The organism is Actinoplanes sp. NPDC026670 (genome assembly GCF_040638175.1).
In the GTDB taxonomy this organism is placed as follows: Bacteria; Actinomycetota; Actinomycetes; order Mycobacteriales; family Micromonosporaceae; genus Actinoplanes.
Genome location: NZ_JBEZXU010000071.1, coordinates 24603 through 47689, shown reverse-complemented (window position 1 = coordinate 47689; position 23087 = coordinate 24603). Strand labels below are relative to the sequence as shown.

General features: G+C 70.9%; 16 protein-coding genes. 7 read left to right on the top strand and 9 right to left on the bottom strand.

All coding sequences use genetic code 11. The features are described 5' to 3' along the window. Positions 1–5: 5 nt before the first annotated feature. The gene (hydA, locus tag AB0E94_RS43210; RefSeq protein WP_360339123.1) at positions 6–1406 is read right to left on the bottom strand and encodes a dihydropyrimidinase; all 1401 of its coding nucleotides are present in this window, start codon (positions 1404–1406) and stop codon (positions 6–8) included. Next, the gene (locus tag AB0E94_RS43205) at positions 1403–2245 is read right to left on the bottom strand and encodes a nitrilase-related carbon-nitrogen hydrolase (protein WP_360339120.1); all 843 of its coding nucleotides are present in this window, start codon (positions 2243–2245) and stop codon (positions 1403–1405) included. Before AB0E94_RS43205 ends, hydA begins: the two co-directional genes overlap by 4 nt. A gap of 192 nt (positions 2246–2437) precedes the next feature. On the opposite strand from AB0E94_RS43205, the gene AB0E94_RS43200 reads away from it, so the two are divergent. From AB0E94_RS43200 to AB0E94_RS43185, 4 genes are all read left to right on the top strand, one after another. Beyond that, complete coding sequence (locus AB0E94_RS43200; protein ID WP_360339117.1) at positions 2438–3784, top strand: aminotransferase class I/II-fold pyridoxal phosphate-dependent enzyme; 1347 nt, start codon at positions 2438–2440, stop codon at positions 3782–3784. After that, positions 3781–5076 (top strand): aspartate aminotransferase family protein, encoded by a 1296-nt coding sequence (locus tag AB0E94_RS43195; protein WP_360339114.1) that lies wholly within the window; start codon positions 3781–3783, stop codon positions 5074–5076. The genes AB0E94_RS43200 and AB0E94_RS43195 overlap by 4 nt, the downstream gene beginning before the upstream one ends. A gap of 160 nt (positions 5077–5236) precedes the next feature. Continuing rightward, complete coding sequence (locus AB0E94_RS43190; RefSeq protein WP_360339111.1) at positions 5237–6466, top strand: inorganic phosphate transporter; 1230 nt, start codon at positions 5237–5239, stop codon at positions 6464–6466. Between the two features lie 11 nt (positions 6467–6477). Then, on the top strand, positions 6478–6783 hold the full coding sequence (locus AB0E94_RS43185) for a hypothetical protein (RefSeq protein WP_360339108.1): 306 nt from the start codon (positions 6478–6480) through the stop codon (positions 6781–6783). A gap of 510 nt (positions 6784–7293) precedes the next feature. On the opposite strand, the gene AB0E94_RS43180 is transcribed toward AB0E94_RS43185, so the two are convergent. The 3 genes from AB0E94_RS43180 to AB0E94_RS43170 form a co-directional block, all read right to left on the bottom strand. Beyond that, entirely contained in the window at positions 7294–8397 is a 1104-nt protein-coding gene (locus AB0E94_RS43180) for a glycerophosphodiester phosphodiesterase (RefSeq protein ID WP_360339105.1), read from the bottom strand. Between the two features lie 187 nt (positions 8398–8584). After that, the gene (locus tag AB0E94_RS43175) at positions 8585–11650 is read right to left on the bottom strand and encodes a DUF6493 family protein (protein ID WP_360339102.1); all 3066 of its coding nucleotides are present in this window, start codon (positions 11648–11650) and stop codon (positions 8585–8587) included. Between the two features lie 33 nt (positions 11651–11683). Then, entirely contained in the window at positions 11684–14632 is a 2949-nt protein-coding gene (locus AB0E94_RS43170) for a glycine--tRNA ligase (protein ID WP_360339099.1), read from the bottom strand. A 45-nt stretch (positions 14633–14677) separates the two neighbouring features. On the opposite strand from AB0E94_RS43170, the gene AB0E94_RS43165 reads away from it, so the two are divergent. Continuing rightward, on the top strand, positions 14678–15820 hold the full coding sequence (locus tag AB0E94_RS43165) for an acyl-CoA dehydrogenase family protein (protein WP_360339096.1): 1143 nt from the start codon (positions 14678–14680) through the stop codon (positions 15818–15820). A gap of 71 nt (positions 15821–15891) precedes the next feature. Here AB0E94_RS43165 and AB0E94_RS43160 read toward each other — a convergent pair whose 3' ends face one another. Further along, positions 15892–16674 (bottom strand): hypothetical protein, encoded by a 783-nt coding sequence (locus AB0E94_RS43160; protein ID WP_360339093.1) that lies wholly within the window; start codon positions 16672–16674, stop codon positions 15892–15894. Positions 16675–16982: 308 nt separating this feature from the next. Then, a complete protein-coding gene (locus tag AB0E94_RS43155) occupies positions 16983–18506 on the bottom strand; it encodes a diguanylate cyclase (protein WP_360339090.1) in 1524 nt (507 codons plus the stop codon). Between the two features lie 97 nt (positions 18507–18603). Here AB0E94_RS43155 and AB0E94_RS43150 point away from each other — a divergent pair, with 97 nt between their 5' ends. Continuing rightward, complete coding sequence (locus AB0E94_RS43150; RefSeq protein ID WP_360339087.1) at positions 18604–19284, top strand: HAD-IA family hydrolase; 681 nt, start codon at positions 18604–18606, stop codon at positions 19282–19284. A 39-nt stretch (positions 19285–19323) separates the two neighbouring features. On the opposite strand, the gene AB0E94_RS43145 is transcribed toward AB0E94_RS43150, so the two are convergent. Both AB0E94_RS43145 and AB0E94_RS43140 read right to left on the bottom strand, forming a co-directional pair. Further along, the gene (locus AB0E94_RS43145; RefSeq protein WP_360339084.1) at positions 19324–20193 is read right to left on the bottom strand and encodes a hypothetical protein; all 870 of its coding nucleotides are present in this window, start codon (positions 20191–20193) and stop codon (positions 19324–19326) included. Then, complete coding sequence (locus tag AB0E94_RS43140; protein WP_360339081.1) at positions 20190–21056, bottom strand: RNA polymerase sigma factor; 867 nt, start codon at positions 21054–21056, stop codon at positions 20190–20192. The genes AB0E94_RS43145 and AB0E94_RS43140 overlap by 4 nt, the downstream gene beginning before the upstream one ends. Positions 21057–21242: 186 nt before the next feature. Here AB0E94_RS43140 and AB0E94_RS43135 point away from each other — a divergent pair, with 186 nt between their 5' ends. Next, complete coding sequence (locus tag AB0E94_RS43135) at positions 21243–23015, top strand: glycoside hydrolase family 6 protein (RefSeq protein ID WP_360339078.1); 1773 nt, start codon at positions 21243–21245, stop codon at positions 23013–23015. Positions 23016–23087: the final 72 nt, after the last annotated feature.

Sequence of the window (23087 nt, the reverse complement as noted above, 5' to 3'; positions counted from 1 at the left end):
CCTTTCTAGATCAGGTAGTCGCTGAGGCCGCGCTTGAGATAGCGGCCGCGGCCGGCCCGGCCGGTGTACTCGCCACCGGACGCGATCACCTCGCCCCGGGAGAGCACAGTGTCGACCCTGCCGTCGATCTCCCAGCCCTCCCACGCGGAGTGGTCCATGTTCATGTGGTGCGTCTCGACGCTGATCCGGGTGCGCCCGTTCGGGTCGTAGAGCACGATGTCGGCGTCCGAGCCGGGGGCGATGATCCCCTTCTTCGGGTAGAGGCCGAACATCCGCGCCGGGGTGGTCGCGAACGTCTCCACCCAGCGGCCCAGCGACAGCTTCCCGTCGACGACACCCTGGTAGAGCAGGTCCACCCGGTGCTCGACGCTGCCGATCCCGTTCGGGATCTTGGAGAAGTCGCCGAGACCCAGCTCCTTCTGGTCCTTGAAACAGAACGGGCAGTGGTCGGTCGACACCACCGACAGGTCGTTGGTGCGCAGGCCCTGCCACAGGTCGGCGCGGTGCGTCTCGTGCTTGCTGCGCAGCGGCGTCGAGCAGACCCACTTGGCGCCCTCGAAACCGGGCGCGCCGAGCTGGTCCTCCAGCGTCAGGTACAGGTACTGCGGGCAGGTCTCGGCGAACACGTTCTTGCCCCGGTTGCGGGCTTCCGCGACCTGTTCGAGGGCCTTCGACGCGCTCAGGTGCACGATGTAGAGCGGGCAGTCGGCGGCGACCGAGGCCAGCCAGATCGCCCGGCTGGTGGCCTCCGCCTCCAGCTCCTGCGGCCGGGTCAGGCCGTGGTGGATCGGGTCCGTCTCGCCGCGTTCCAGGGCCTGCTTGACCAGCACGTCGATGGCCGGGCCGTTCTCCGCGTGCATCATGATCATGGCGCCGTTGTCGCGCGCCTTCTGCATCGCGCGCAGGATCTGGCCGTCGTCGGAGTAGAAGACGCCCGGATACGCCATGAACAGCTTGAAGCTGGTGATGCCCTCGTTGTTGACCAGGTAGTCCATCGCCTTGAGCGACTCGTCGTCGACACCGCCGAGGATCTGGTGGAAGGCGTAGTCGATGTGGCAGTTGCCCTCGGCCTTGCCGTGCCAGGCGGCCAGACCGTCCTGGACCACCTCGCCGTACCGCTGCACCGCGAAGTCGATGATCGTGGTCGTCCCGCCGATCGCCGCCGCCCGGGTGCCGGTGTCGAACGTGTCGCTGGCGTGCGTGCCGCCGAACGGCAGCTCCATGTGGGTGTGCGCGTCGACGGCGCCGGGGATCACGTACTTCCCGGTGGCGTCGATGACGTCGGGTCCCTCGGCGGCCTGGCCGGGGGCGAAGATCGCGGCGATCGTCTCGCCGTCGACCAGCACGTCGGCCTTGATCGGCCCGGTGGGAGCGACGACGGTCCCACCCTTGATCAGCAGGGTCACGGCGCCACCAGCCCGTCGTAGCTGTCCGGCCGGCGGTCGCGGTAGAACTGCCACCGGTCGCGGACCGTGGCGAGCAGGCTCAGGTCCAGGTCACGGATGACCAGCTCGGGGTTGTGGGTGTCGGCGACGTCCCCGACGAACTTGCCCTCCGGGTCGACGAAGTACGTCTGCCCGTAGAAGTCGTTGTCGCCGAGGTCCTCGACGCCGACCCGGTTGATCGCGCCGATGAAGTACTCGTTGGCGACCGCGCTGGCCGGCTGCTCCAGCTGCCACAGGTAGGACGACAGGCCACGGCTGGTGGCCGACGGGTTGAACACGATCTGCGCCCCGTTCAGGCCGAGCGCGCGCCAGCCCTCCGGGAAGTGCCTGTCGTAACAGATGTAAACGCCCACCTTGCCGACCGCGGTGTCGAAAACCGGATAACCCAGGTTTCCCGGGCGGAAGTAGAACTTCTCCCAGAAACCCTTCACCTGGGGGATGTGGTTCTTCCGGTATTTACCGAGGTAACTACCGTCGGCGTCGATCACGGCGGCGGTGTTGTAGAGGACTCCGGGCTGCTCCTGCTCGTACATCGGCAGGACCATGACCATTCCCAGCTCGGCCGCGAGCGCCTGGAAACGCTCGGTCGTCGGGCCCGGGACGGACTCGGCGTACTCGTAGTAGGCGGCGTCCTGCACCTGGCAGAAGTACGGGCCGTAGAACAGCTCCTGGAAGCAGATCACCTTCGCCCCCTGGGCGGCGGCCTCACGAGCGTAATCCTCGTGCGCCTTGATCATCGATTCCTTGTCGCCCGTCCAGGTGGTCTGGACGAGGGCGGCGCGGACGACTCCGGTCGTCATTGCGGCCCCTCTCTTTTTGATCTCTGTACGCACGCGCAGTGCGCCGGGAAGCGCCTGTGATCGTGTGTTTACTCCTCGTTATAGGTCCTGCGCCAGGTCTTGCTTGTCAGCGCCGGATGCCGTAGGACACTAACGACACAGATTGAGGCGAACAATTGCCCGTACGTTACGGAATGTTTCGGAGACGATAATTTGCTGACCCTGATCACCGGGGCGGTTCAGGACAGAAGCGCCCGCGGCATTGCGGCGGCGGTGAGCCGGTTGATCACATCCGGCCACCTGCCCGCCGGCGCACGCCTGCCCACCGTCCGGGTGGTCGCCGGCGGGCTCGGCGTGAGCCCGACGACGGTCAGCGAGGCGTGGCGCAACCTGATCCTGGCCGGGGCGATCCAGACCCGCGGGCGCTCCGGCACCTACGTGTCCGGGCCGCTGCCACCCCGGGCCCGGTTGCGGTACGCGCAGCTCAGCGGCGCCCGGATCGACCTGCCGCAGGACCTGTCGACAGGGGTGCCCGACCCGCTGCTGCTGCCCGACCTGACCGCCGCGCTACGGCGGATCGGGGACGGGCGGTGGGCCGGCAGCTACCTCGACGCCCCGGTGCTGCCGGAGCTCGAAACGCTGCTGCGGGAGCGGTGGCCGTACCCGCCGGAGAAGCTCACCGTCGTCGACGGCGCGATGGACGCCCTCGACCGGGTGGCCGGCGCCGTCCTGCGGTACGGCGACCACGTGCTCGTCGAGAACCCGGCCTTCCCGCCGTTGCTCGACCTGCTCCAGGCCCTCGGCGCCACCGTCGTCGGCGTGCCGATGGACTCGTCCGGCATCGACCCGGACGCCCTGCGGCAGGCCCTGCGGGACTACCGGGCGGTCGCTCTGTTCCTTCAGCCGCGTGCCCACAACCCCACGGGTACCAGCATGGACGCGTCCCGCGCGGCGTTACTGGCGAACGTCCTCCTGGACGCCCCGCACCTGCTGGTGGTCGAGGACGACCATGCCGGCGGCATCGCCACCGCCCCGCCCGTCAGCCTCGGCCGCTACCTGCCGGAACGCACCGTGCACGTGGCCGGCTTCTCCAAGAGCCACGGGCCCGACCTGCGGCTGGCGGCGGTCGGCGGGCCGGCGCACGTGCTCGACGCGCTGGCCGACCGGCGGCTGCTCGGGCCCGGCTGGTCCAGCCGGCTGCTCCAGGGCGTGCTCCTCGACCTGCTGACCGACCCGCAGGCCGTGGCGCGCGTCGGGGCCGCCCGCGACGCCTACGCCGCGCGCCGTACCGCCCTGTTGAAAGCCCTGCACGCCCGCGACGTCAAGGCCACCGCGGCGGACGGCATCAATCTCTGGATGGCCGTCCCCGACCAGCAGAACGCCATGGTCGCGCTGGCCGCCCACGGCGTCGCGGCTGCGCCCGGCGCCCCGTTCTGCGTCACCCCGCTGGACAGCGACCACCTCCGGATCACCGCCGGCCTGGTCGCCGGCGGCTACGACGAGCTGGCCGACGTGCTGGCGGTCGCCACCGTCCCGAACATCCGAAGGAGAAACCCATGAGCGAGCTCCTTGATCGGCATCGCGCCGTCATGCCCAACTGGATGCCGGTCTACTACGGCGACGACGCGCTGGAGATCGTCTCCGGCAGCGGACGCCGGGTGACCGCCGCCGACGGCCGCACCTACCTGGACTTCTTCGGCGGCGTGCTGACCACGATGATCGGTTACGACGTGGCCGAGATCAGCGACGCGGTCCGCCGGCAGATCGGCACCGGCGTCGCCCACACCTCCACGCTCTACCTGATCCGCCAGCAGGTCGAGCTGGCCGAGAAGATCGCCCGGCTCTCCGGCATCCCGGACGCCCGGGTGTTCTTCACCAACTCGGGCACCGAGGCCAACGAATCGGCCCTGCTGATGGCCACCAACGTGCGGCGGTCCAACCAGATCCTGGCGATCAAGAACGGCTATCACGGCCGCTCCTTCGGCACCATGGCGATCACCGGCCACCGGACCTGGTCGTCGAGTTCGCTGAGCCCGATCAACGTCAACTGGCTGGCGTCGGCCGACCGGCTGCGCGGGCGGATGGCCCGGCTCGGTGACGCCGACCTGATCGAGGCGGCCGTCGACGACCTGCGGGAGGTGCTGGCCACCGTCACCGCCGGGGACGTGGCCGCGCTGATCGCCGAGCCCATCCAGGGTGTGGGCGGGTTCGTGGCCGGGCCGGACGGGCTGCTCGGGGCGTACCAGAAGGTCCTCGGTGAACACGGGATCCTGCTCATCGCCGACGAGGTGCAGACCGGCTGGGGGCGTACCGGCGACCACTTCTGGGGCTACCAGGCGCACGGTGTCACCCCGGATCTGATCACGTTCGCCAAGGGGATCGGCAACGGTTTCGCCCTCGGCGGGGTGGTCGGCAGCTCCTCGGTGATGAACGCGGTCCCGGCGATCAGCTTCTCCACCTTCGGCGGCAACCCGATCAGCGCGGCGGCCGGCAACGCGGTCCTCGACTACGTGCTCGACCACGACCTGCAAGGCAACGCGCGGCGGGTCGGCGCGATCCTGCTGGACGGCCTGCGGGCGCTCGACCACGCCGTGATCGGCCAGGTCCGCGGCCGGGGCCTGATGATCGGCATCGAATTCGTCAGGCCTGGCACCACCGAGCCGGACCCGGCCGCCACGCTGCGGGTCTTCGATCTCTGCCGGGCCGGCGGGCTGCTCGTCGGCAAGGGCGGCCTGTACGGCAACGTGCTCCGGATCGGGCCGGCGCTGACGCTCACCGAGGAGGAGGCTCGGGAGGGTTTGACCGTTTTGGCCGACGCCATTGCCACGGCGGATTCGGAGGCCGTTTTCTAGGTGTTTGCTGTTCATCTCCTGTTTGTTGACGGCTACCCGCTGTAGTTTCTTGACTACTAAGCGGTGATGTTTGGGAAACGGAAGGTTAACGCGGGCGGAACCTTGTACATGTCCCGTTCTGCCTATGGCAGTGGACGTCCATCTCGGTCACGATCACGGCGTGACAGAAACATCCGTGATCTTGGCGCTGGTGGTCATCACGGCCCTGGCCTTCGATTTCACCAACGGGTTCCATGACACCGCCAACGCGATGGCGACCTCCATCGCGACCAAGGCGCTACGGCCCAAGACCGCCGTCGCCCTGTCCGGTGTGCTGAACCTCGTCGGCGCGTTCCTCTCGGTTGAGGTCGCGCTGACCGTCACCAACGCCGTTGTCAAGATCCAGGACAAGAGCGGCGCCCCCAAGGCGGAACTCCTCGCCGACGGCGGCAGCACCTTGTTGCTGATCATCCTGGCCGGCCTCGTCGGTGGCATCGTCTGGAACCTGGCGACCTGGCTCTTCGGCCTGCCGTCCAGTTCCTCCCATGCCCTCTTCGGCGGCCTGGTCGGCGCCACCCTGGCCGGCCTGGGCGTGGCCGGCGTCAACTGGAACGGCGACGGCTCGAAACTCGACGGCGTCGTCGGCAAGGTCCTGCTTCCCGCCGTGATCTCCCCGGTCATCGCGGGTGTCGTCGCCGCCGCCGGGACCTGGATCATCTTCAAGATCACCACCGGGGTCGCGGCCCGCTTCACCGAGAACGGCTTCCGCTGGGGCCAGATCGGCAGCGCCTCGCTCGTCTCCCTCGCGCACGGCACCAACGACGCGCAGAAGACGATGGGCGTCATCACGCTCGCCCTGATCGCCAGCGGTCACTGGAGCGACCTGGAGAACATCCCGCTCTGGGTGAAGGTCTCCGCCGCCCTCGCCATCGCGCTCGGCACCTACCTCGGCGGCTGGCGCATCATCCGTACCCTCGGCAAGGGCATCACCGACATCAACCCGCCGCAGGGCACCGCCGCACAGTCCGGCGCCGCGGCCGTCATCCTGGCCTCCAGCCACCTCGGCTTCGCGCTCTCCACCACGCACGTCGCCACCGGCTCGGTCATCGGCTCCGGCCTCGGCCGCCCCGGCGCCACGGTCCGCTGGGCCGTCGCCGGCCGGATGGTCCTCGCCTGGCTGATCACCCTGCCCGCAGCCGGCGTCGTCGGCGCGGTCATGTACTGGATCGGCGACACGGTCGGCGGCATGGCCGGCGCGCTGGTCGTCTTCACCCTCCTGGCCCTCGCCTCCGGCGGCATGTACCTGCGCTCCCGCTCCGGCCGGATCGACCACGAGAACGTCAACGACGACTGGGACGGCGAGACCGCCCCCGCCGCCACCGAACCCGTCCCCGCCGTCGCGGCGAACTGAAAGGGCCGACCATGCACAACCTCGGATTCGCCCTCGACGGCGCCTGGCAGGTCCTCCTCGCCGGCCTCATCCTCGGCGCCGGCCTGCCGATCCTGTTCGCCCTCGGCATCCGCTCCCTGGCCTGGGCCTCCGGCGGCGTCACCACCGGCGGCGTCACCACCGAAGGCCCGCGGCGGCCGATCGGCGCGGTCGTCGGGTACGCCCTCTTCACGGTGGTCGTCGTCGGTGTGCTGCTCGGGCTCACCTTCATCGTGGCCAGCGGGTTCGGCTACAAGCTCGACTTCTCGCACATCTATCCGACGCTCATCGCGAAGTAGGCTCTGCGGAACGGCCCGGCGCCCCACGGTGCCGGGCTTTCCCTTTTCCGGTACGGCTACGCCGCCCCCGAGCGCAGCCACACCTCCCGCGTCACCGCGGCGACGCAGGCGGTGCCTCCCAGGGGTGATACCGGGAGCGGGCTGCCGAGGGCGGGCCCTCCGGCCGGAGCGGTGGTCAGCGCACACGTTGCCTGGGCGCAGCGGTGGTCAGCGCACACGGTCGCCGATCGTGTGCTTCTGCTTCGTTCTGACGGGGACGGGCGCACACGTTGTGCCGTCCGTGTGCGCCGGTCGTCGTTCCGGCAAGGGTGAAATCGCACGTTGCCGCATTGTGTGCGCTGGTCATCGCCCGCCGGCGACCGCGGCGGGCTGGGCGCCGCCGACCGCGTCCAGCAGACGAGTTCTGCCTCCTTGGCCTCCGGCTGGACGTTTCGGGCGTCCGCGTGCTCGGCGTGTCCGTGTTCTCGGCCCGCCCGTCCCTTCTGGGAGCGGGCGGGCCGGTTTCGCTGGTCAGGCGAGCGAGCGGGCCAGCACGCCGATGTCCGGGTTGTCGGTGAACAGGCCGTCGATCCCGGTGTGCAGGAACGTCACCTGCTCGTCGATCGACTTACCGTAGGCGGTGGCGTCGGCGCCGACCCGCAGCTCCGCCGGCAGGAACGAGTTCTCCGCACGGAAGGTGTAGGGGATCACCTTGACCCCGGCCGCGTGCGCGTCGGTGACCAGGCTGGTCGGGGCGCCGAGTGTCCCGTCCGCCTTACGCGGGATGACCTGTCCCTTCTCGGGGCCGATCCCGTCGATGAACTCCGACAGTTCCTTCAGCCCGGCCGGGGTCAGGTAGTCGGCGTACGGCCGCGGGTCGTTGAACGGCGTCCCGGCCGCGCTGCTCAGGAACACGAGCGGCACCTCGACCCGGTGGTCGTCGGCGAGGTCACGCAGGTTCGCGGCCTCGAACGACTGGATGAACACCTTGGCGCCACGCTTGTCGAGGCCGTTCCGCCGCAGGGTCCGGACCAGCGGCTTCTCCAGTTCCAGGCCGATGCCCCGGAAGAAGGTCGGGTGTTTCGTCTCCGGGAACACGCCCAGATCACGGCCGAGCTCCTTGGAGAGCCGTTTACGCAGGTCGAGCATCTCCTGGAAGGTCGGCACCTGGAAGTAGCCGTCGTACACGGTGTTCTGCTGCCGGATCGCCGGGATCCGCTCGATGGCGCGCAGCGTCTTCAGCTCGGCGAGGGTGAAGTCCTGCGTCCACCAGCCGGTGACGCTGACCCCGTCGAGAACCACGGTCCGCTTGCGGGACGCGAACTCCGGGCGGGACGCGACATCCGTGGTGCCGCCGATCTCCGGTTCGTGCCGGCACACCAGGACGCCGTCCTTGGTGATCACCAGGTCCGGCTCCAGGTAGTCGGCGCCCAGGCGGGCGGCCAGTTCGTACGACGCGAGGGTGTGCTCGGGGCGGTAGCCGGAGGCGCCGCGGTGACCCACCACCAGCGACTTGGTCCGGGGCCCGCCGTGCTCGTGCCCGCCGGCCCAGGCGGGTGCGGAAGCGGCCCCGGCCAGCGCCGGAGCGGCGGCGGCGACAGCGCCGAAGCGCAGCACCTGACGGCGATCTGCCACGTCTTCCTCCAGATTGCTCGATCCGGCGACGATCACCGGACATCCGCAAAGAGTCGACGCGACCGAACCGACCCCCAGGCGACGATCCCATGGCGTTTCCGAGAACGGGGGCCCAATGGTCGTTCCCGGCCATCGTCACCAGCTCGTGCCGCCCGCCCCGTCTCCGTCGTGCCGGAGTTCGCTGTCCTCAGTGGGTGAGGGTGGCCTGGAGACGCTTCGCCTCACGCACGACGCGGGTGCCGCCGCCACGACCGGCCATCTCGGGCAGACCTGGGACGGCATCCCGTGCGCCGACGGCGGCGGCCGTGCGGGTGGCCAGTTCGAGCAGGTCGGGCAGACCCCGCGGCACGGCCGGCAACAGCAGCGGCAACGCATGCCGGAGCACCAGCCAGACCGCGCCGGACGCGCCCGCCTGATGGGCGTCCCGCAGGGCGGGCACCACCCGGGCCAGCTTGATCGTGCCGTCCGCAGCCAGATCACCCAGCGCGTCCCCAAGCGCAGCAGCGAACGCCTCACCCCCACCCGCGCCCGGCTTGCTTCTGTCAGCGCCCGGCTCGGCCGGTCCAGGGCCGATGGTCAGGTGATCCGGGCCGAGCTCGGGACCGGCGGCAGCGAGCGACGCCGGACTCGCGATGGCGCTGGGTCCGGGATCGGCCGTGAGACTCAGGAAGGCGTCGACAGCGGCGACGCGGTCGGTCTCGTATCGCGCGGCCAGGCCGTAGAGCAGGGCGAGAACGGTCGCCGGCCCGGCTGGACCGGCCGCGTCGGCGAGCAGCGGCAGCAGGCTCGCGTCGCGGCCGTCCTGATCGGCGAGGGCCGCCAGATCGGTCAGCGCCCACGCCGCCACCACCTCCCGGTGCTGTGGCAGCACCATCGCGAGGACGTCGGGCTGGAAGTTGGTGACCACGTGATACTCCGGGCGCGATCGTGGAGTGAGGTTCACCAGGGCGTCCTCCAGGATGATCCGGTCACCCGAGGCCCGGCCGGATTCCAGAGTGACGACCACCCGGCGGGTGACGACCCGCCCGTCCTGGTCACGGCTGCACTGCTCGAAAGGCGCGCTGACCGGATCGGGCAGCCCGCCGGACCGCAGCCAGCCGGCCACGAGCTTGCCCGACGGTGAGACCAGCGCATCGGCCCGGGCCGGCACACCGGCGTCGGCGCTGCGCGACATCCGGATCATCGCCTGCTGGAGATCGAGCGGCCAGGGGTCCACACCCGCGTCCTCATACCGGGCGAGCCGTTCGACCAGCACCCCGGCGTCGACGGTGCCGGTGACCTCGGTAGGTGTCGCGAGCAGCACCGGAACCGGCGCCCGCCAAACCGCCTCCGGCCCTGGCCCGGCAGTCTCCACCGGGTGTGCGGCGGGATCCGGGAGAGGGCGGGCCGGGTCCTTGAGCTGCACGGCCGCCTCCGCGACCCGAAGAGTCAGGACGCCGGACGGTGTGCTGACCAGTGACCGGTCCATCCCGCCGGTAACGCCGGTGAGGCTCCGCTTCACGGTGTGCCGTAGCCGCTCCCGCATCACATGGCTGCGCTCACGCCCGAGCCGGGCCGCGATCACCTCACCGAGAAAGGGGAGACGCCCCCACCGCTCTCCGAAGACACCCGGATGCCGGTCGAGCACCGGCCCCAGCGACTCCGCGAAGCCCGCCTGCGGCAGCGAGACGAGCGCGGCCAGGACGCGTTCCCACCGCACGGCCGCCGGATCCCGCACCAGCGCGCTCACTTCCTCGGCCAGTTCGGCGGCGCTCCCGATCGGCGGCGGCATCTCAGCCGGCATTGCGCGCTCCGGCGGGATCTCGGCCGCTACTGGGCGTCGCGGCGGGATCTCGGCCGCTGCCGGGCGTCCCGGCGGCATCTCAGCCCTTACCGCGCGTCCCGGCGGGATCTCGGCCGCTACTGGGCGTGCCGGCGGGATCTCGGCCGCTACCGGGCGTCCCGGCGGCATCTCGGCCGCCACGGCGTGCCCCGGCGGCAGCGCAGGTGGCACCGCCGGAGGGTCCCCGGCGGAGGAAGCCGCATGACCGGGTAGAGCGGCGGCCGCGCCGGCAGCCGAGCCGAGAGCTGCCCCGGGCGAACCGGGAGCTGCCCCGGAACGGCCGGCAGCCGAGGCGGGCAGACCGGAGACCGAGGCGGCCAGCCGTGCCGCCACGTCATCGGACGCGTGCGCCCGATGACGACCCGCCACCGCGAACGCCCGCTCCTGAATGTCCAGAGACTGATGATCGAACGCCGTGGCGACCGTCTCCAGGATCTCCCCGGCCCGCTCCGGCGAGCGGCGCGCCGTCTCGTCGAGCCAGATGAGCCCGGCTTTGACCAGCACCTTCTCCTTGCGGGCGAGCACACCGCGGCCGGCGTCGACCACAGTCTCGATCTCCAGGAGGCCATGCTGGCCGAGGGTCCGGAGCGCGCTCAGGGCGATCCGTGCGACAGGCGACGGCGCGTCCCCCGCCAGCCGCGCATAACCGGCCGTGTGCCGGGACAGCTCGTCGGGCGCCGGCGCGAGAGCCTCGTGCAACAGCGCGAACGGCCGCAGCGCCGCCGGCCGGTCACCACGGGCCAGCCGCTCGGCGGTCGCGTCGACGATCATCCGGCGGTCGAGCCGGCCCTCGGCGGCCAGCCGTGCGACCGCCTCCGGAAAGGACAGGTCATGGTCGCCGAAGTCGGCCGACGGCAGCTCACTGCCGAGACCGTCGATCTCGAACACCGACGGCAGCAGCAGGTCGAGCCACGGGCTGCCACGCAGGGCGTCGGCCAGCGAGACCGACCACGCCTGCCGCAGGACGGCCTGCACCCAGCCACGCACCACACCCTCGGTGACCGGTGGCTCGGCGTGACCCTCGATGAGCAGCGCCTCGACGAACCGCCAGTCGTCGCCCCACACATCGCGTGACGACAGCACCCGGGCCAGCCGCACACCGAGGTCACCGGCCCAGGGCAGCCGCCGGGCCCGGACGATCCGCAGGAAGTCGTCGGTCGAGATCTCCCGCCAGTCACGCATGCCCCTGCGGTTGAGCAGGGTGGCGGCCCGGGCCGGGGTGGAGACGCAGGCGATCACGGTGAGCGCGAACAGACCGGCTGGACTGTACGACCTGGTGGACCACTCGGCGGCCGCGCCCCGGATCCGCAGCTCGACCTCGGCGGCGAAGCCCAGACGCTCCTGCTCGGTGGCCTCGAGCAGGAGCGTCGTCAGGGCGGCGCTGTCGACGCGGCGAAACGGCTCGTCGAGCCCGTCCCAGGTGAGAGGCATGCACCCACCCTAGGAGCGGGGTGTGACAGAAACTCACATCCGCAGGTGGTCCCAGTCGAGCAGCCCGGCGCCGAGATCGCGGACCGTCGCGAGCAGACCGAGCCGGGCCGCCCGCAGCACCGGGTCCTCGTCCATCACGAACACCTCGTCGAAGAACCGGCCGACCGGCTCGACGAGCGGCCGTGCCGCGGTGACGAACCCGGTCACGTCGGAGAACCCGGAGACCGCGGCCACCGCCTCGTGCAGGGCCACCTCGGCCGGTTCCTTGAGGACCGCCGGGTCGTACCCCGCGACGGTCCCTTCCGGAACGATCCGGCGGGCCCGCTGGATCGCCGTGGCGACCGCCCGGAAGCCGGGGTCCGTCACGGCCGTGGCCAGCTGTGCCAGCAGCACGTCGACCAGGGCCGGCCGTCCCGCGTGCGGCAGGACCGCGCGGACCCGGTCGACCGGCTGTCCCTCCTCGACGAGCAGTTGCTCCAGCCGCCGCGCCAGGAACTCCCGGCTGCCGGCCAGGACCTCCGCCGGCACCGGCACCGGCTGGGCCGCCAGCGACAGGCCGTCGAAGAGGTCGAACGGGGCCAGCGCGGGTGTGGCCCGGTGCACCGCGAGCAGGCCGAGCACCGCACGCCGTACCGCGAAGGGGTCGCTCGAACCGGTGGGCAGGCCGACCGTCGCGGCCAGGCCGGCGACCAGGTCGAGCCGGTCGGCGAGGGACAGCACCGCACCGGCCGCCGAGGCCGGCAGGGCGTCGCCGGTGTTGCGCGGCAGTTCGGCCTCGTAGACGGCCTGCGCCACCGGGCGGTCCTCGCCGGCGTGCAGCGCGTAGTCGCGTGCCATCACCCCGGCCAGACTGGTCATCTCCGTGACGAGCTGCGAGCCCAGGTCGAATTTGACCAGCTCAGCGGCCCTTTTCAGAACTGGTGAACCGATTCCGAGGTGCTCGGCGATAGAGAGTGCAAGGGCTTCGATGCGGCGGGCCCGGTCAGCCATCGAGCCGAGTCTGTCGGTGAAAGTGAGGCGGTCGAGGTGGGCTTTCATGTCGGCGGGCGACTTCTCCCGGTCCGCGCGGTAGAAGAACGCCGCGTCCTCGTAACGGGCCCGCAGCACCCCCTCGTTGCCGGCCCGCACCAGTTCCACGTCGACCGGCCCGTTCGCCACGGTGACGAACATCGGCAGCAGCGCCCCGTCCGCACCGCGCACCGGCAGATACCGCTGGTGTTTGCGCATCACCGTGGTGAGCACCGCGTCCGGCAGCGACAGGTATCGCTCGTCGAAGGTGCCGAGCAGCGGCAGCGGCTGTTCAACCAGGTCGGTGATCTGGTCGATGAGCGCCGCCTCGCCCTTCACGTCGATCTTCCCGTCCGGGTAGACGAGGTCCTGGGCGCCGATGACGATCAGCTCACGGCGGTCCTCGTGGTCGGCGACGATCCCGTTCACCCCGAGGGTCTCGAGGAAGGTCTCGGCCGACGCGATGTCGGCGACCGGCGGCTCGGCGGTGCGCAGCAGGCGGGTCCGGCGCCCGGCGGCGAGCGTGGAGACGGCGACCGGCACCACGTCGTCGCCCCACAGGGCGGTCAGCCAGCGGACCGGCCGGCTGAAAGCGAGCTTCGGGTCGTTCCACCGCATGTTCTTGGCCGCGCGCAGACCGGTGACGACCTGCGCGAGCACTTCGGCGAGCACGGCGGGCGCCGCGCGTCCGGCTTCGTGCTTTTTCACCACCACATGGGGTACGCCGCCGAGCTCCTCCGTCTCCACGTCGGCGAGCGTGACGCCCTGCCCACGGGCGAAGCCCTCGAGCGCCCTCGTCGGTGCGCCGTCCGGCCCGTACGCCTGCTGGGTCTTGGGGCCTTTGACCGTGCGGACGTGGTCCTCCTCGCGGGCCGCGACCGCCGGGACGACGGCGATGAGCCGGCGCGGTGTGCCGAAGACGCGGACCTCGCCGTGCCCGAGCCGGGTGGCCGCGAGCCCTTCGGTGACCAGCCGGCCGACCTGTTCGCGGGCGGAGCGCAGTTCGGCCGGCGGCAGTTCCTCGGTGCCGATCTCGAAGACCAGGGTGCGCTCGCCGTCGCCGGTCTGGACGGTGGCGGCGGGGCGGGCCGGCGCGAGCGGGGCGGTGGTGCCGAGCGGCAGGCCGATCTCGGTGCGCCGGTCGATCCAGAGCCGGGCGACCTCGCCGGCGAGCCGTCGCATCCGGGCGAACTCGGCGGCCCGTTCGGCGGTGGAGACCGCGCCGCGCGAGTCGAGGACGTTGAAGGTCTGCGAGCATTTCAGCACGTAGGAGTGGGCCGGCACGGGCAGCCCGATGTCGATCATGCGCTGGGCCTCGGCGGCGTAGATCTCCAGGAGCCGCCGGTTGGCCTCGATGTCGGCGTCGTCGAGGTAATAGCGCGACATCTCGTATTCGGACTGGCCGAAGACCTCGCCGTAACTGACGCCCGGGGCGTACTCGATCTCCTTGAAGTGGGTCTTCTCCTGGAGCGCCATGATGATCCGCTCGATGCCGTAGGTGATCTCCACACTGACCGGATCGAGGTTGACGCCGCCCACCTGCTGGAAATAGGTGAACTGGGTGATCTCCAGCCCGTCCAGCCAGACCTCCCAGCCCAGGCCCCATGCGCCGACGGCGGGGGCGGCCCAGTTGTCCTCGACGAACCGCACGTCGTGCGCGGCCACGTCGATGCCGATCGCGGCCAGGCTGCCGAGGTACAGCTCCTGGGGGTTGCCCGGGTCGGGCTTGAGGATCACCTGGAGCTGGGTGTGGGTCTGGAGCCGGTTCGGGTTCTCGCCGTAACGGGAGTCGTCGGGCCGCACCGACGGTTCGGCGTAAACGACCCGCCACGGCTCCGGCCCGAGCACCCGCAGGAGCGTCGCCGGGTTGAGGGTTCCGGCGCCGACCTCGGTGTTCATCGGCTGGACGACCAGGCAGCCCTGATCTGTCCAATACGAGGTCAACCGGGCCAGCGCGTCCTGCATGGTGAGCATGGGTCCGAAGTCTAGGTGCGCCCACACGGGGGTAGGTACGCAAATATGCTCGCCGGAGATCTTTACGCCTTTCAGGACCTCCTATCGGATGAGGAGGCCGCGACCGTCCACCGGGTGCGCGAGTTCCTCTCGGCCGAGGTCTCGCCGATCGCCAACGAATACTGGGCGCGGGCCGAGTTCCCGTCCCACCTGATCAAGCAGTTCGCTGGGCTGGGCCTGGCCGGGGTGGAACGGTCGTCGCTGCTCGACGGCTGGCTCGCCCTGGAGATGGGCCGCGCCGACGCCTCGATGGCCACCTTCTACGGGGTGCACGCCGGCCTCGCGATGGGCAGCATCCAGGAGCTCGGCTCGCCGGAGCAGAAGGAGCGCTGGCTGGGCCCGATGGCGTCGTTCGACCGGATCGGGGCGTTCGCGCTGACCGAGCCGACCGGTGGCTCGGACGTGGCGGCCGGCCTGCGCACCACCGCCCGGCGGGAGGGTGACACCTGGGTGCTCAACGGCCGGAAACGCTGGATCGGCAACGCCACCTTCGCCGACCTGATCGTGGTGTGGGCCCGCGACGAGGCCGACAGCCAGGTGAAGGGGTTCGTGGTGGGGAAGGACGCGCCCGGGTTCACCGCCACCAGGATCGAGCACAAGATCGCGCTGCGGATCGTGCAGAACGCCGACATCGAACTGGCCGGGGTCCGGGTGCCGGAGTCCGACCGGCTCCAGCTCGCCGGCTCGTTCAAGGACACCGCCCGGGTGCTGCGGGCGACCCGGGCCGGAGTGGCGTGGCAGGCGGTCGGCCTGATGATCGCCGCCTACGAGATCGCGCTGCGCTACGCCGGTGAGCGCAAGCAGTTCGGCCGTCCGATCGCCAAGTTCCAGCTGGTCCAGGACCTGCTGGTGCGGATGGCCGGCAATGCGACCGCTTCACTCGGGATGTGTGTGCGGCTGGCCCAGCTCCAGGACGCCGGCGTCTACAAGGACGAGCACTCGGCGCTGGCCAAGGCCTACTGCACCACCCGGATGCGCGAGGTGGTCGGCTGGGCCCGTGAGCTGCTGGCCGGCAACGGCATCGTCCTCGACTACGACATCGGCCGGTTCGTGGCCGACGCCGAGGCGCTGTACTCCTACGAGGGCACCCGGGAGATCAACTCCCTGATCGTGGGCCGGGCCATCACCGGTCACGGAGCCTTCGTGTGACGGACGGCGCGCGGAAGCGGCGACGGCGGCGGCCGCCCGGATCGGGCCGGGCCGCCACCGCCGGCCGGCGTTCAGATGTACTGGCGCTCCACGTGCTGCTGGGTGGCGCTGAAGGACAGGTTGCAGGCGGTGAGTTCCGCGTCGCCGGCCGGCGCGCCGCTGGTCCACTCCAGGTAGAAGTGGCCGTGGGTGATGCCCGGGTTCAGCTCGAACTCGGTCGGCCCCTCGCCGTCCGGGAAGTCGCGCCAGCCGGGAGCGCCGGCCGGGTAGGCGTTCTCCGGGTCGGCGGTGAAACCGATCCGGCCGCCCGACTTGGGGCGCAGGCACTCCCGGGTCAGTTTGACCTTGATCGGGGTGGCGCTGACGAACTGCTCCGGGCCCTCGGCCGTGCAGGTGGGCAGGCACGACAGCGACTCGGCCGTCCACGAGTAGAGGAACCGGTCCACCGGCCGGTCGACGTAGACGTTCAGCGAGTCGGTGCCGTCCGCGGTGATGGCCAGTTTCCGGTGCTTGTAATGGGCGCTGTACTCCCCGCTGACGGTGGCCTTCGCCGTGTAGCGGAATTTGCCCGAGCTGCCGGCCTCGGTCGTGCCGATGGGCACCTTCGGGTCGGTGGGCTTCTTGCGGAAGAAGAACTCCACCCGGCCGGCGTTGCCTGTGGTCCGGCCCTCGATCCCCGCCCAGCCGCTGAGGACGACCTGACCGCCGGGTGTCGTCTCGTCCGGCCCGGCAGTGAACTCCATGCCGGTCTGGATCTCCGTCTTCGCTGGCGGTGGCGCCGCCACGGCCGGCGCCGAACCGGCCAGCGCGACGACCAGCGTGGTGCCGATCGTGAGCAAGCGGGTACTGCCCACTATTTCCTCCCCGTGGGGTCGTTTCGGGTTGTTTCAGCCCGAAAACTACCAGTCCAGGAAGGACCTTTCGCCGCTTCTGACGGGTTGGCGGCGCGTCCGCGCGAAACCCGGCCCCGGCCCGGCCACGAATCCGCGACCGGCCCGGCCGCGGAAGCCGGCATCAGCCCGCTCACCGAATCCGCGACCGGCCCGGCTGCGGAAGCCGGCATCAGCCCGCTCACCGAATCCGGGGCCGGCCCGGCCGCGGAAGCCGGCGCCGGGACCCGGCCCCGGAAACAGGGGCCGGGGACCGCAGGGACGGCCGCGCCTCAGCTGCCGGCCAGCCGGACTCCGCCGCCGCCGCGTTTCGCCTGGTACATGTAGGCGTCCGCCTCGCGCATCAGGACCGCGAACTCGGTGCCGTGATCGGGGAAGAGCGCCACCCCGATGCTGGCCCCGATCCGTACCGGCGCGCCCTCGATGTCGAACGGCTCGCGGAGCCGTTCGCAGATGCGGTCGCCGACGCCGATCGCCGCCTGCTCGTCCGGGTCGCCGGTGAGCAGCACCGAGAACTCGTCGCCACCGAGCCGTGCGACCAGGTCGGGCCGCCTGACGACCCCCTGGAGCCGCTTGGCCACCAGTTGCAGGAGCACGTCGCCGGCGTGGTGACCGACAGTGTCGTTGACCTGCTTGAACCCGTTCAGGTCGAGCAGCAGCAACGCCATCCGGGTGCCGGTCGCGGCGGCTATCTCGACGGCCGTGGTGGCCCGGTCGAGGAGCATCTTGCGGTTGGGCAGCCCGGTCAGCGAGTCGTGGAACGCCTGCTTGGTCAGCTCGTTCATGTGCACCTCGGCGGCCTGCCGCATCCGGGCGCTGTCCATGATCAGGGTGCCTTCGACGCCGAGTTGCTGGGCGAAGATCCGGTCCTGGGCGCTCCATTCGCGGGTGCCGCTGGAGTCGCCGCACATCACCATGCCGACCGGGCCCTGCGCGGACATCAGCGGCATCGCGATGAACGACTGCAACCCGATGGTCTGCGCCATCCCGCCGGCCCGCACCTTGGCCGCGCTGACGTCGCTGACCAGCATCGGCTCACCCTTTTCGGAGGTGTTCCGCCAGACCGGGGAATCAGCCGCGGTCTTGCCGAGCAGGTTGTCGGTGAGCGCCCGGTGGACGTCGTCGGAGAAACCGACCCCGTGCACGTACCGGATCCGCCCCTCGCCGTCGATGAGGTGCATCGCGGCGTGCTCGGTGCGGAACGCGGTGGCACACGACCGGGCCAGCAGCTCGGCGGCGGTCTCCACGTTGCCGGCCGACATGCCCTGCTCGAACAGCTCCCGGATGGTGGCGCTGCTGTGCGCGACGAACTGCCGCTGCTTCTCGGCGGCCAGCCCCTGCAGGGTGGTCGCGAAGTGCAGTGCCATCGTGGAGATGGTGTCGAGCTGGAGCTCGTCCAGGGCGGTGCCGGTCAGCAGGAGCACACCGACGGTCTGCCCGCCGATGCGCAGGCGGATCGCCATCTGCTCGCCGTTGACGACCGGCTTGCCACCGGCCGGCGCCCGGAAGACCTTGCCGGCGACCAGATGGTCCCGCCGGCCCGGTTCACCGACCCGCGCGCTGACGGTCATCATGCCGGTCTCCGAGTCGAGCTCGAAGACGGTGGCCGCGGTCAGCCCGGCGATCTCCGTCAGGTGCGGCGCCGTCAGGTCCAGCACATGCTGCACCGACGGGGTGTCCTTCGTCATGAACGCCACCAGCTCGGCCAAAATCAGCCCCTGCCGGTCTGGCGTCATGTCGTCGCCGGCCCCTTCCAACCCGGGACCGGCTGTGTGCATCTCGCTGCCCACGCTCATGGCACTAGGGTCGGCACCTCAGGGTCCCGGTTGAGCCGCGAACGGCTGATGCGAGGTCGCAAATCGGGTGCGCTCGGGTGCCGTTCATAATCCCCGGATGGTGATCAAGGCGCTGATCTTCGACTTCGACGGGCTCCTGATGGACACCGAGACCACCCTCCTGGACAGCTGGCGCGCCGAATGGAGCCGGCACGGCCTCCGATTGGACGAGGCGACGTTCTTCGCTGATCATGGCGGGGACACCACCGACGACCAGTATGCGCTGCTCGCGGCGGCGGCCGGGCCAGGATTCGACAGGGCTGCCAGCCACGCCAGGCGTACCGCGTACCGCAATGAAAGACATCGCACCCTGGGCCTGACCGCCGGCCTGGCCGACTGGCTGCGGGAGGCCGAAGGCCTCGGGTTGCGGCTCGCGGTGGCGAGCAGCTCGCGGCGCGAATGGGTGGCCGGCCACCTGGCGCGGACCGGTGACCTGGCCCGTTTCGAGGTCCTGGCCTGCGGCGACGAGGTTGCGGCGCACAAACCGGACCCGGCGGTCTACCGGCTGGCGCTGGACCGTCTCGGCCTGCCGCCGGAAGCGGCGATAGCCTTCGAGGACACCCCGCACGGCGTTTCGGCCGCGATGGCTGCCGGGTTGCGGTGCGTCGCCATTCCCAATCCGTACGCCCACCACGCCCGTTTCGGGCACGCCGCCGAGCTGCTCCCGTCCGCAGCCGATGCCACCCTGACCACTCTCCTGACCCGTCTCAGCGCCTCGCCGCCCCGGGTTCCCGGCTGATCGTGCGGGCCGGCCCGGGCATCCCGCACGTCCAGCCGGTCAGGGTTTCCAGGGCTCGGCCGTCAGGCACTCTCCGGGCGGGGCGGTGGTTGATCCCTCCTCGTCCCTTTTCGGAAGAAGTGGAGGATAGACGACGTTCCCGGCCGGATCGCTCCAGCAACGGCCGGTGTCCGGATCGGGCTCGAAGAACGGCCGCCGCCAGATCTCCGCCCCCTGCGGGCCGTAGGCGACCAGGGCTGCGTCCCGGTCCACCTCGGTCCTGCTGACCAGGCCGAACGTGCCGCCCGAGATCCGGGCCGCGGTGGTCCGGCCGTCGCCGTGCTCGAGTTCGATCCGGGAGACACGGGAACTGACCCGCCCGGATGCGTCGACCGCGCCCGAGTCGATCTCGGTGGACGTCCGCATCAGGAGCTGGACCGGTCCGGGCAGCCAGTTCCGGGTGCCGTTCCACTCCTCGATCGAGAGACCGCCTGTCGGTTCGCCGCCGGGCAGCAGGCCCTCGGTGCGCTCACACGCGACATAACCACGTTCGGTGAGGAACACCGCTGTGGTGCGCCGGCCGTGATGAACCGCGACGGCCAGATCGTCCTCGGTCACCGGGAAACGGGCCCCGCGCTCGAACATCGCCGCGTCCGGATAGCCGTTCAGGCAGGCGGCGATCTCCCTGCTCAGCGGCCGGTCCAGCTCGCCCGGCCCCATCGCCACGGTGTCCGGCGCGTCCCCGGTCCGCAGCAGGGGCACAGCGACGGCCGCCGCGGCGGCCAGGGTCGCCACACCGGCGAGAGTGAGCCGTCCGGTCCGGCGCGGGCGGACCGGCGCGGCCATCTCCCGGCGCAGGCGGGCCCGCATCCGGGCGGCGCGAGCAGGCGTCAGCTCCCGCTCCGCGGGCGGCTCCAGCTGGTCGATCATTTCGGCTCCTCAGATGGGGTACGGCCACAGGCGGCAACCTCGACAGCAGGGGTACGGCCGACAGCGCCCGCCGCGCGGGCAGGAGCACCGCTGCCGGTGGTGGTCTGGGCGGGAGGGGTATGGCCGCCGGTAGTGGTCCGGGTGGGAGGGGTGCGGCCGCTGTTAGTGGTCTGGGCGGGAGGGGTGCGGCCGCTGTTAGTGGTCTGGGCGGGAGGGGTATGGCCGCCGGTAGTGGTCCGGTTGAGAGGGGTGCGGCCGCCGGTGTTGGTCTGGGTGGGAGGGTTTCGGCCGGCGTCCGGGGTGTCGGTGCCGGGGCGGACGGGGGAGCCGGGGGTGAGCTGCCGTGACAGGCGGGAGCGGGCCCGGCTCACCCGGCTCCGGACCGACGACTCGGTGACGCCCAGCGCCGCGGCCGCCTCCGGATAGGAGAGGCCGGACCACAGGCAGAGGGCGACCGCCTCGCGTTCGGCGCGGGGGAGGCTGCGGATCGCCGCGAGCACCTCCCGCATCCGGGTCTCGTCGTCGAGGCGGCCCGCCACGTCGTCGGCCGGGTCGGCCACCGTGTCGTCGCCGGGGGCCCGGAACAGCCGGTGCCGCCAGCGGGTGAGGGTCCGCTGTTCGGTGCGGGCGTGATGGCCGGCCGTGACCAGCAGCCAGGGCAGCGGCGAGCCGTCGACCAGGCGTACCTCCGCGCGCCGCCGCCAGGCGGTCAGGAAGGTCGCCGATGTCACGTCCTCGGCCACCGACCACGAGCCGGTCAACCGGAAGGCGTGGTTGTAGACGGCTCGGGAATGGCGGTCGAAGACGGCGGCGAACGCGTCCTCGTCGCCGTCCCGCCACGGGTTCTCGCGCTGGATCGTCACGCCTCACTATGGCCGTGACCGGCCACGATGTTGCGTCATGAACTCTCGATTGCCCTCCTGTTTCGGAATGATTGCGCTGGGAGCGCTCCCATGGAATGCTGTCCATATCGGCCAACGATCCCCACCGATGTGTTGCCGACCGTTCCCCGGCGTGCTCCCACGCCGTCCCCGTCTCGAGGAGCCCTCATGAGACCCATCCCCACCCGCGCACGGGCCCTGGCGGCAGCCGCTGCCGTGGGCGTCGTCGCCGCCGGCGGCGCCATCACCGTCGCGACGAGCGCCAGTGCCGCCGCCGGTTGCAGCGTCACCTACTCGGCCAACTCGTGGAGCACCGGCTTCACCGGCAACGTCACCGTCACCAACCTCGGCGACGCCATCTCCGGCGGCTGGCGAGTCACCTGGACCTGGGCCGGCAACCAGCAGATCACCCAGGGCTGGAGCGCCAACATCACCCAGTCCGGGACGGCCGTCACGGCCACCAACCCGAGCTGGTCCGCGTCGCTGGCCACCAACGGCACGGCGAACTTCGGCTTCAACGCCAACTACTCGGGCACGAACGCCGCTCCGGCGTCGTTCTCGCTCAACGGCACGGTCTGCAACGGCTCGACCGGCTCGCCGTCCACCTCGCCGTCGACCTCCACGTCGCCGTCGACCTCCACCTCCCCGTCGACATCCCCCTCGCCGTCGACCTCGGTGACGCCTGGTATCAAGGTCGACAACCCGTACGCCGGGGCCAAGGGCTACGTGAACCCGGAGTGGAAGGCCAAGGCCGAGTCGGTGTCCGGCGGCAGCCGGGTCTCCAACAACCCGACCGCGGTCTGGATCGACCGGATCGCCGCCATCAACGGCAGCACCGACAGCAGCTCGAACGGCGCGATGGGCGTGCGTGCCCACCTGGACGCGGCTCTGGCCCAGGGCGCCGGCTACATCCAGTTCGTCATCTACAACCTGCCCGGCCGGGACTGCGCGGCGCTCGCCTCCAACGGTGAGCTCGGCCCGACCGAACTTCCGCGTTACAAGACCGAGTACATCGACCCGATCGCGGCGATCCAGGCGGACGCGAAGTACAAGAACCTGCGGATCATCAACGTCGTCGAGATCGACTCGCTGCCGAACCTGGTGACCAACGTCGGTAGCGCCGCCGGCGCGACCGCGGCCTGCGACACGATGAAGGCCAACGGCGGGTACGTGCAGGGCATCGGTTACGCCCTGAACAAGCTCGGCGCGATCGGCAACGTCTACAACTACGTCGACGCCGCCCACCACGGCTGGATCGGCTGGGACTCGAACTTCGGCCCGACCGCCGACATCATGCTGCAGGCGGCCCAGGCCTCCGGCAACGTGAAGAACGTGCACGGCTTCATCACCAATACGGCCAACTACTCGGCGCTGAAGGAGACCTTCTTCACGATCGGCTCCTCGGTCAACGGCACCTCGGTGCGCCAGTCGAAGTGGGTGGACTGGAACCAGTACGTCGACGAGCTGTCCTTCGCGCAGGCCTTCCGGGCCAAGCTGGTCTCGGTCGGTTTCGACTCCGGCATCGGCATGCTGATCGACACCTCCCGCAACGGCTGGGGCGGTTCGGCCCGGCCCACCGCGGCGAGCACCAGCACCAACGTCGACACCTTCGTCAACGAGTCGCGCATCGACCGCCGGATCCACGCCGGCAACTGGTGCAACCAGTCCGGCGCCGGTCTGGGCGAGCGTCCCACCGCGGCCCCGGCCTCCGGTATCGACGCCTACGTCTGGGTGAAGCCGCCGGGCGAGTCGGACGGCTCCAGCAAGCTCATCCCGAACAACGAGGGCAAGGGCTTCGACCAGATGTGCGACCCGGCCTACGCCGGTAACGCCCGTAACGGCAACAGCATGTCCGGCGCGCTGGCCGACGCCCCGATCTCGGGCGCCTGGTTCCCCGCGCAGTTCGCGCAGCTGATGGCGAACGCCTACCCCGCTCTCTGAGCGGACCCGCAGTAGCTGCCGGCCGGTGCTCAGCACCGGCCGGCAGTGCTATTGCAATACAAGTGCATCGTG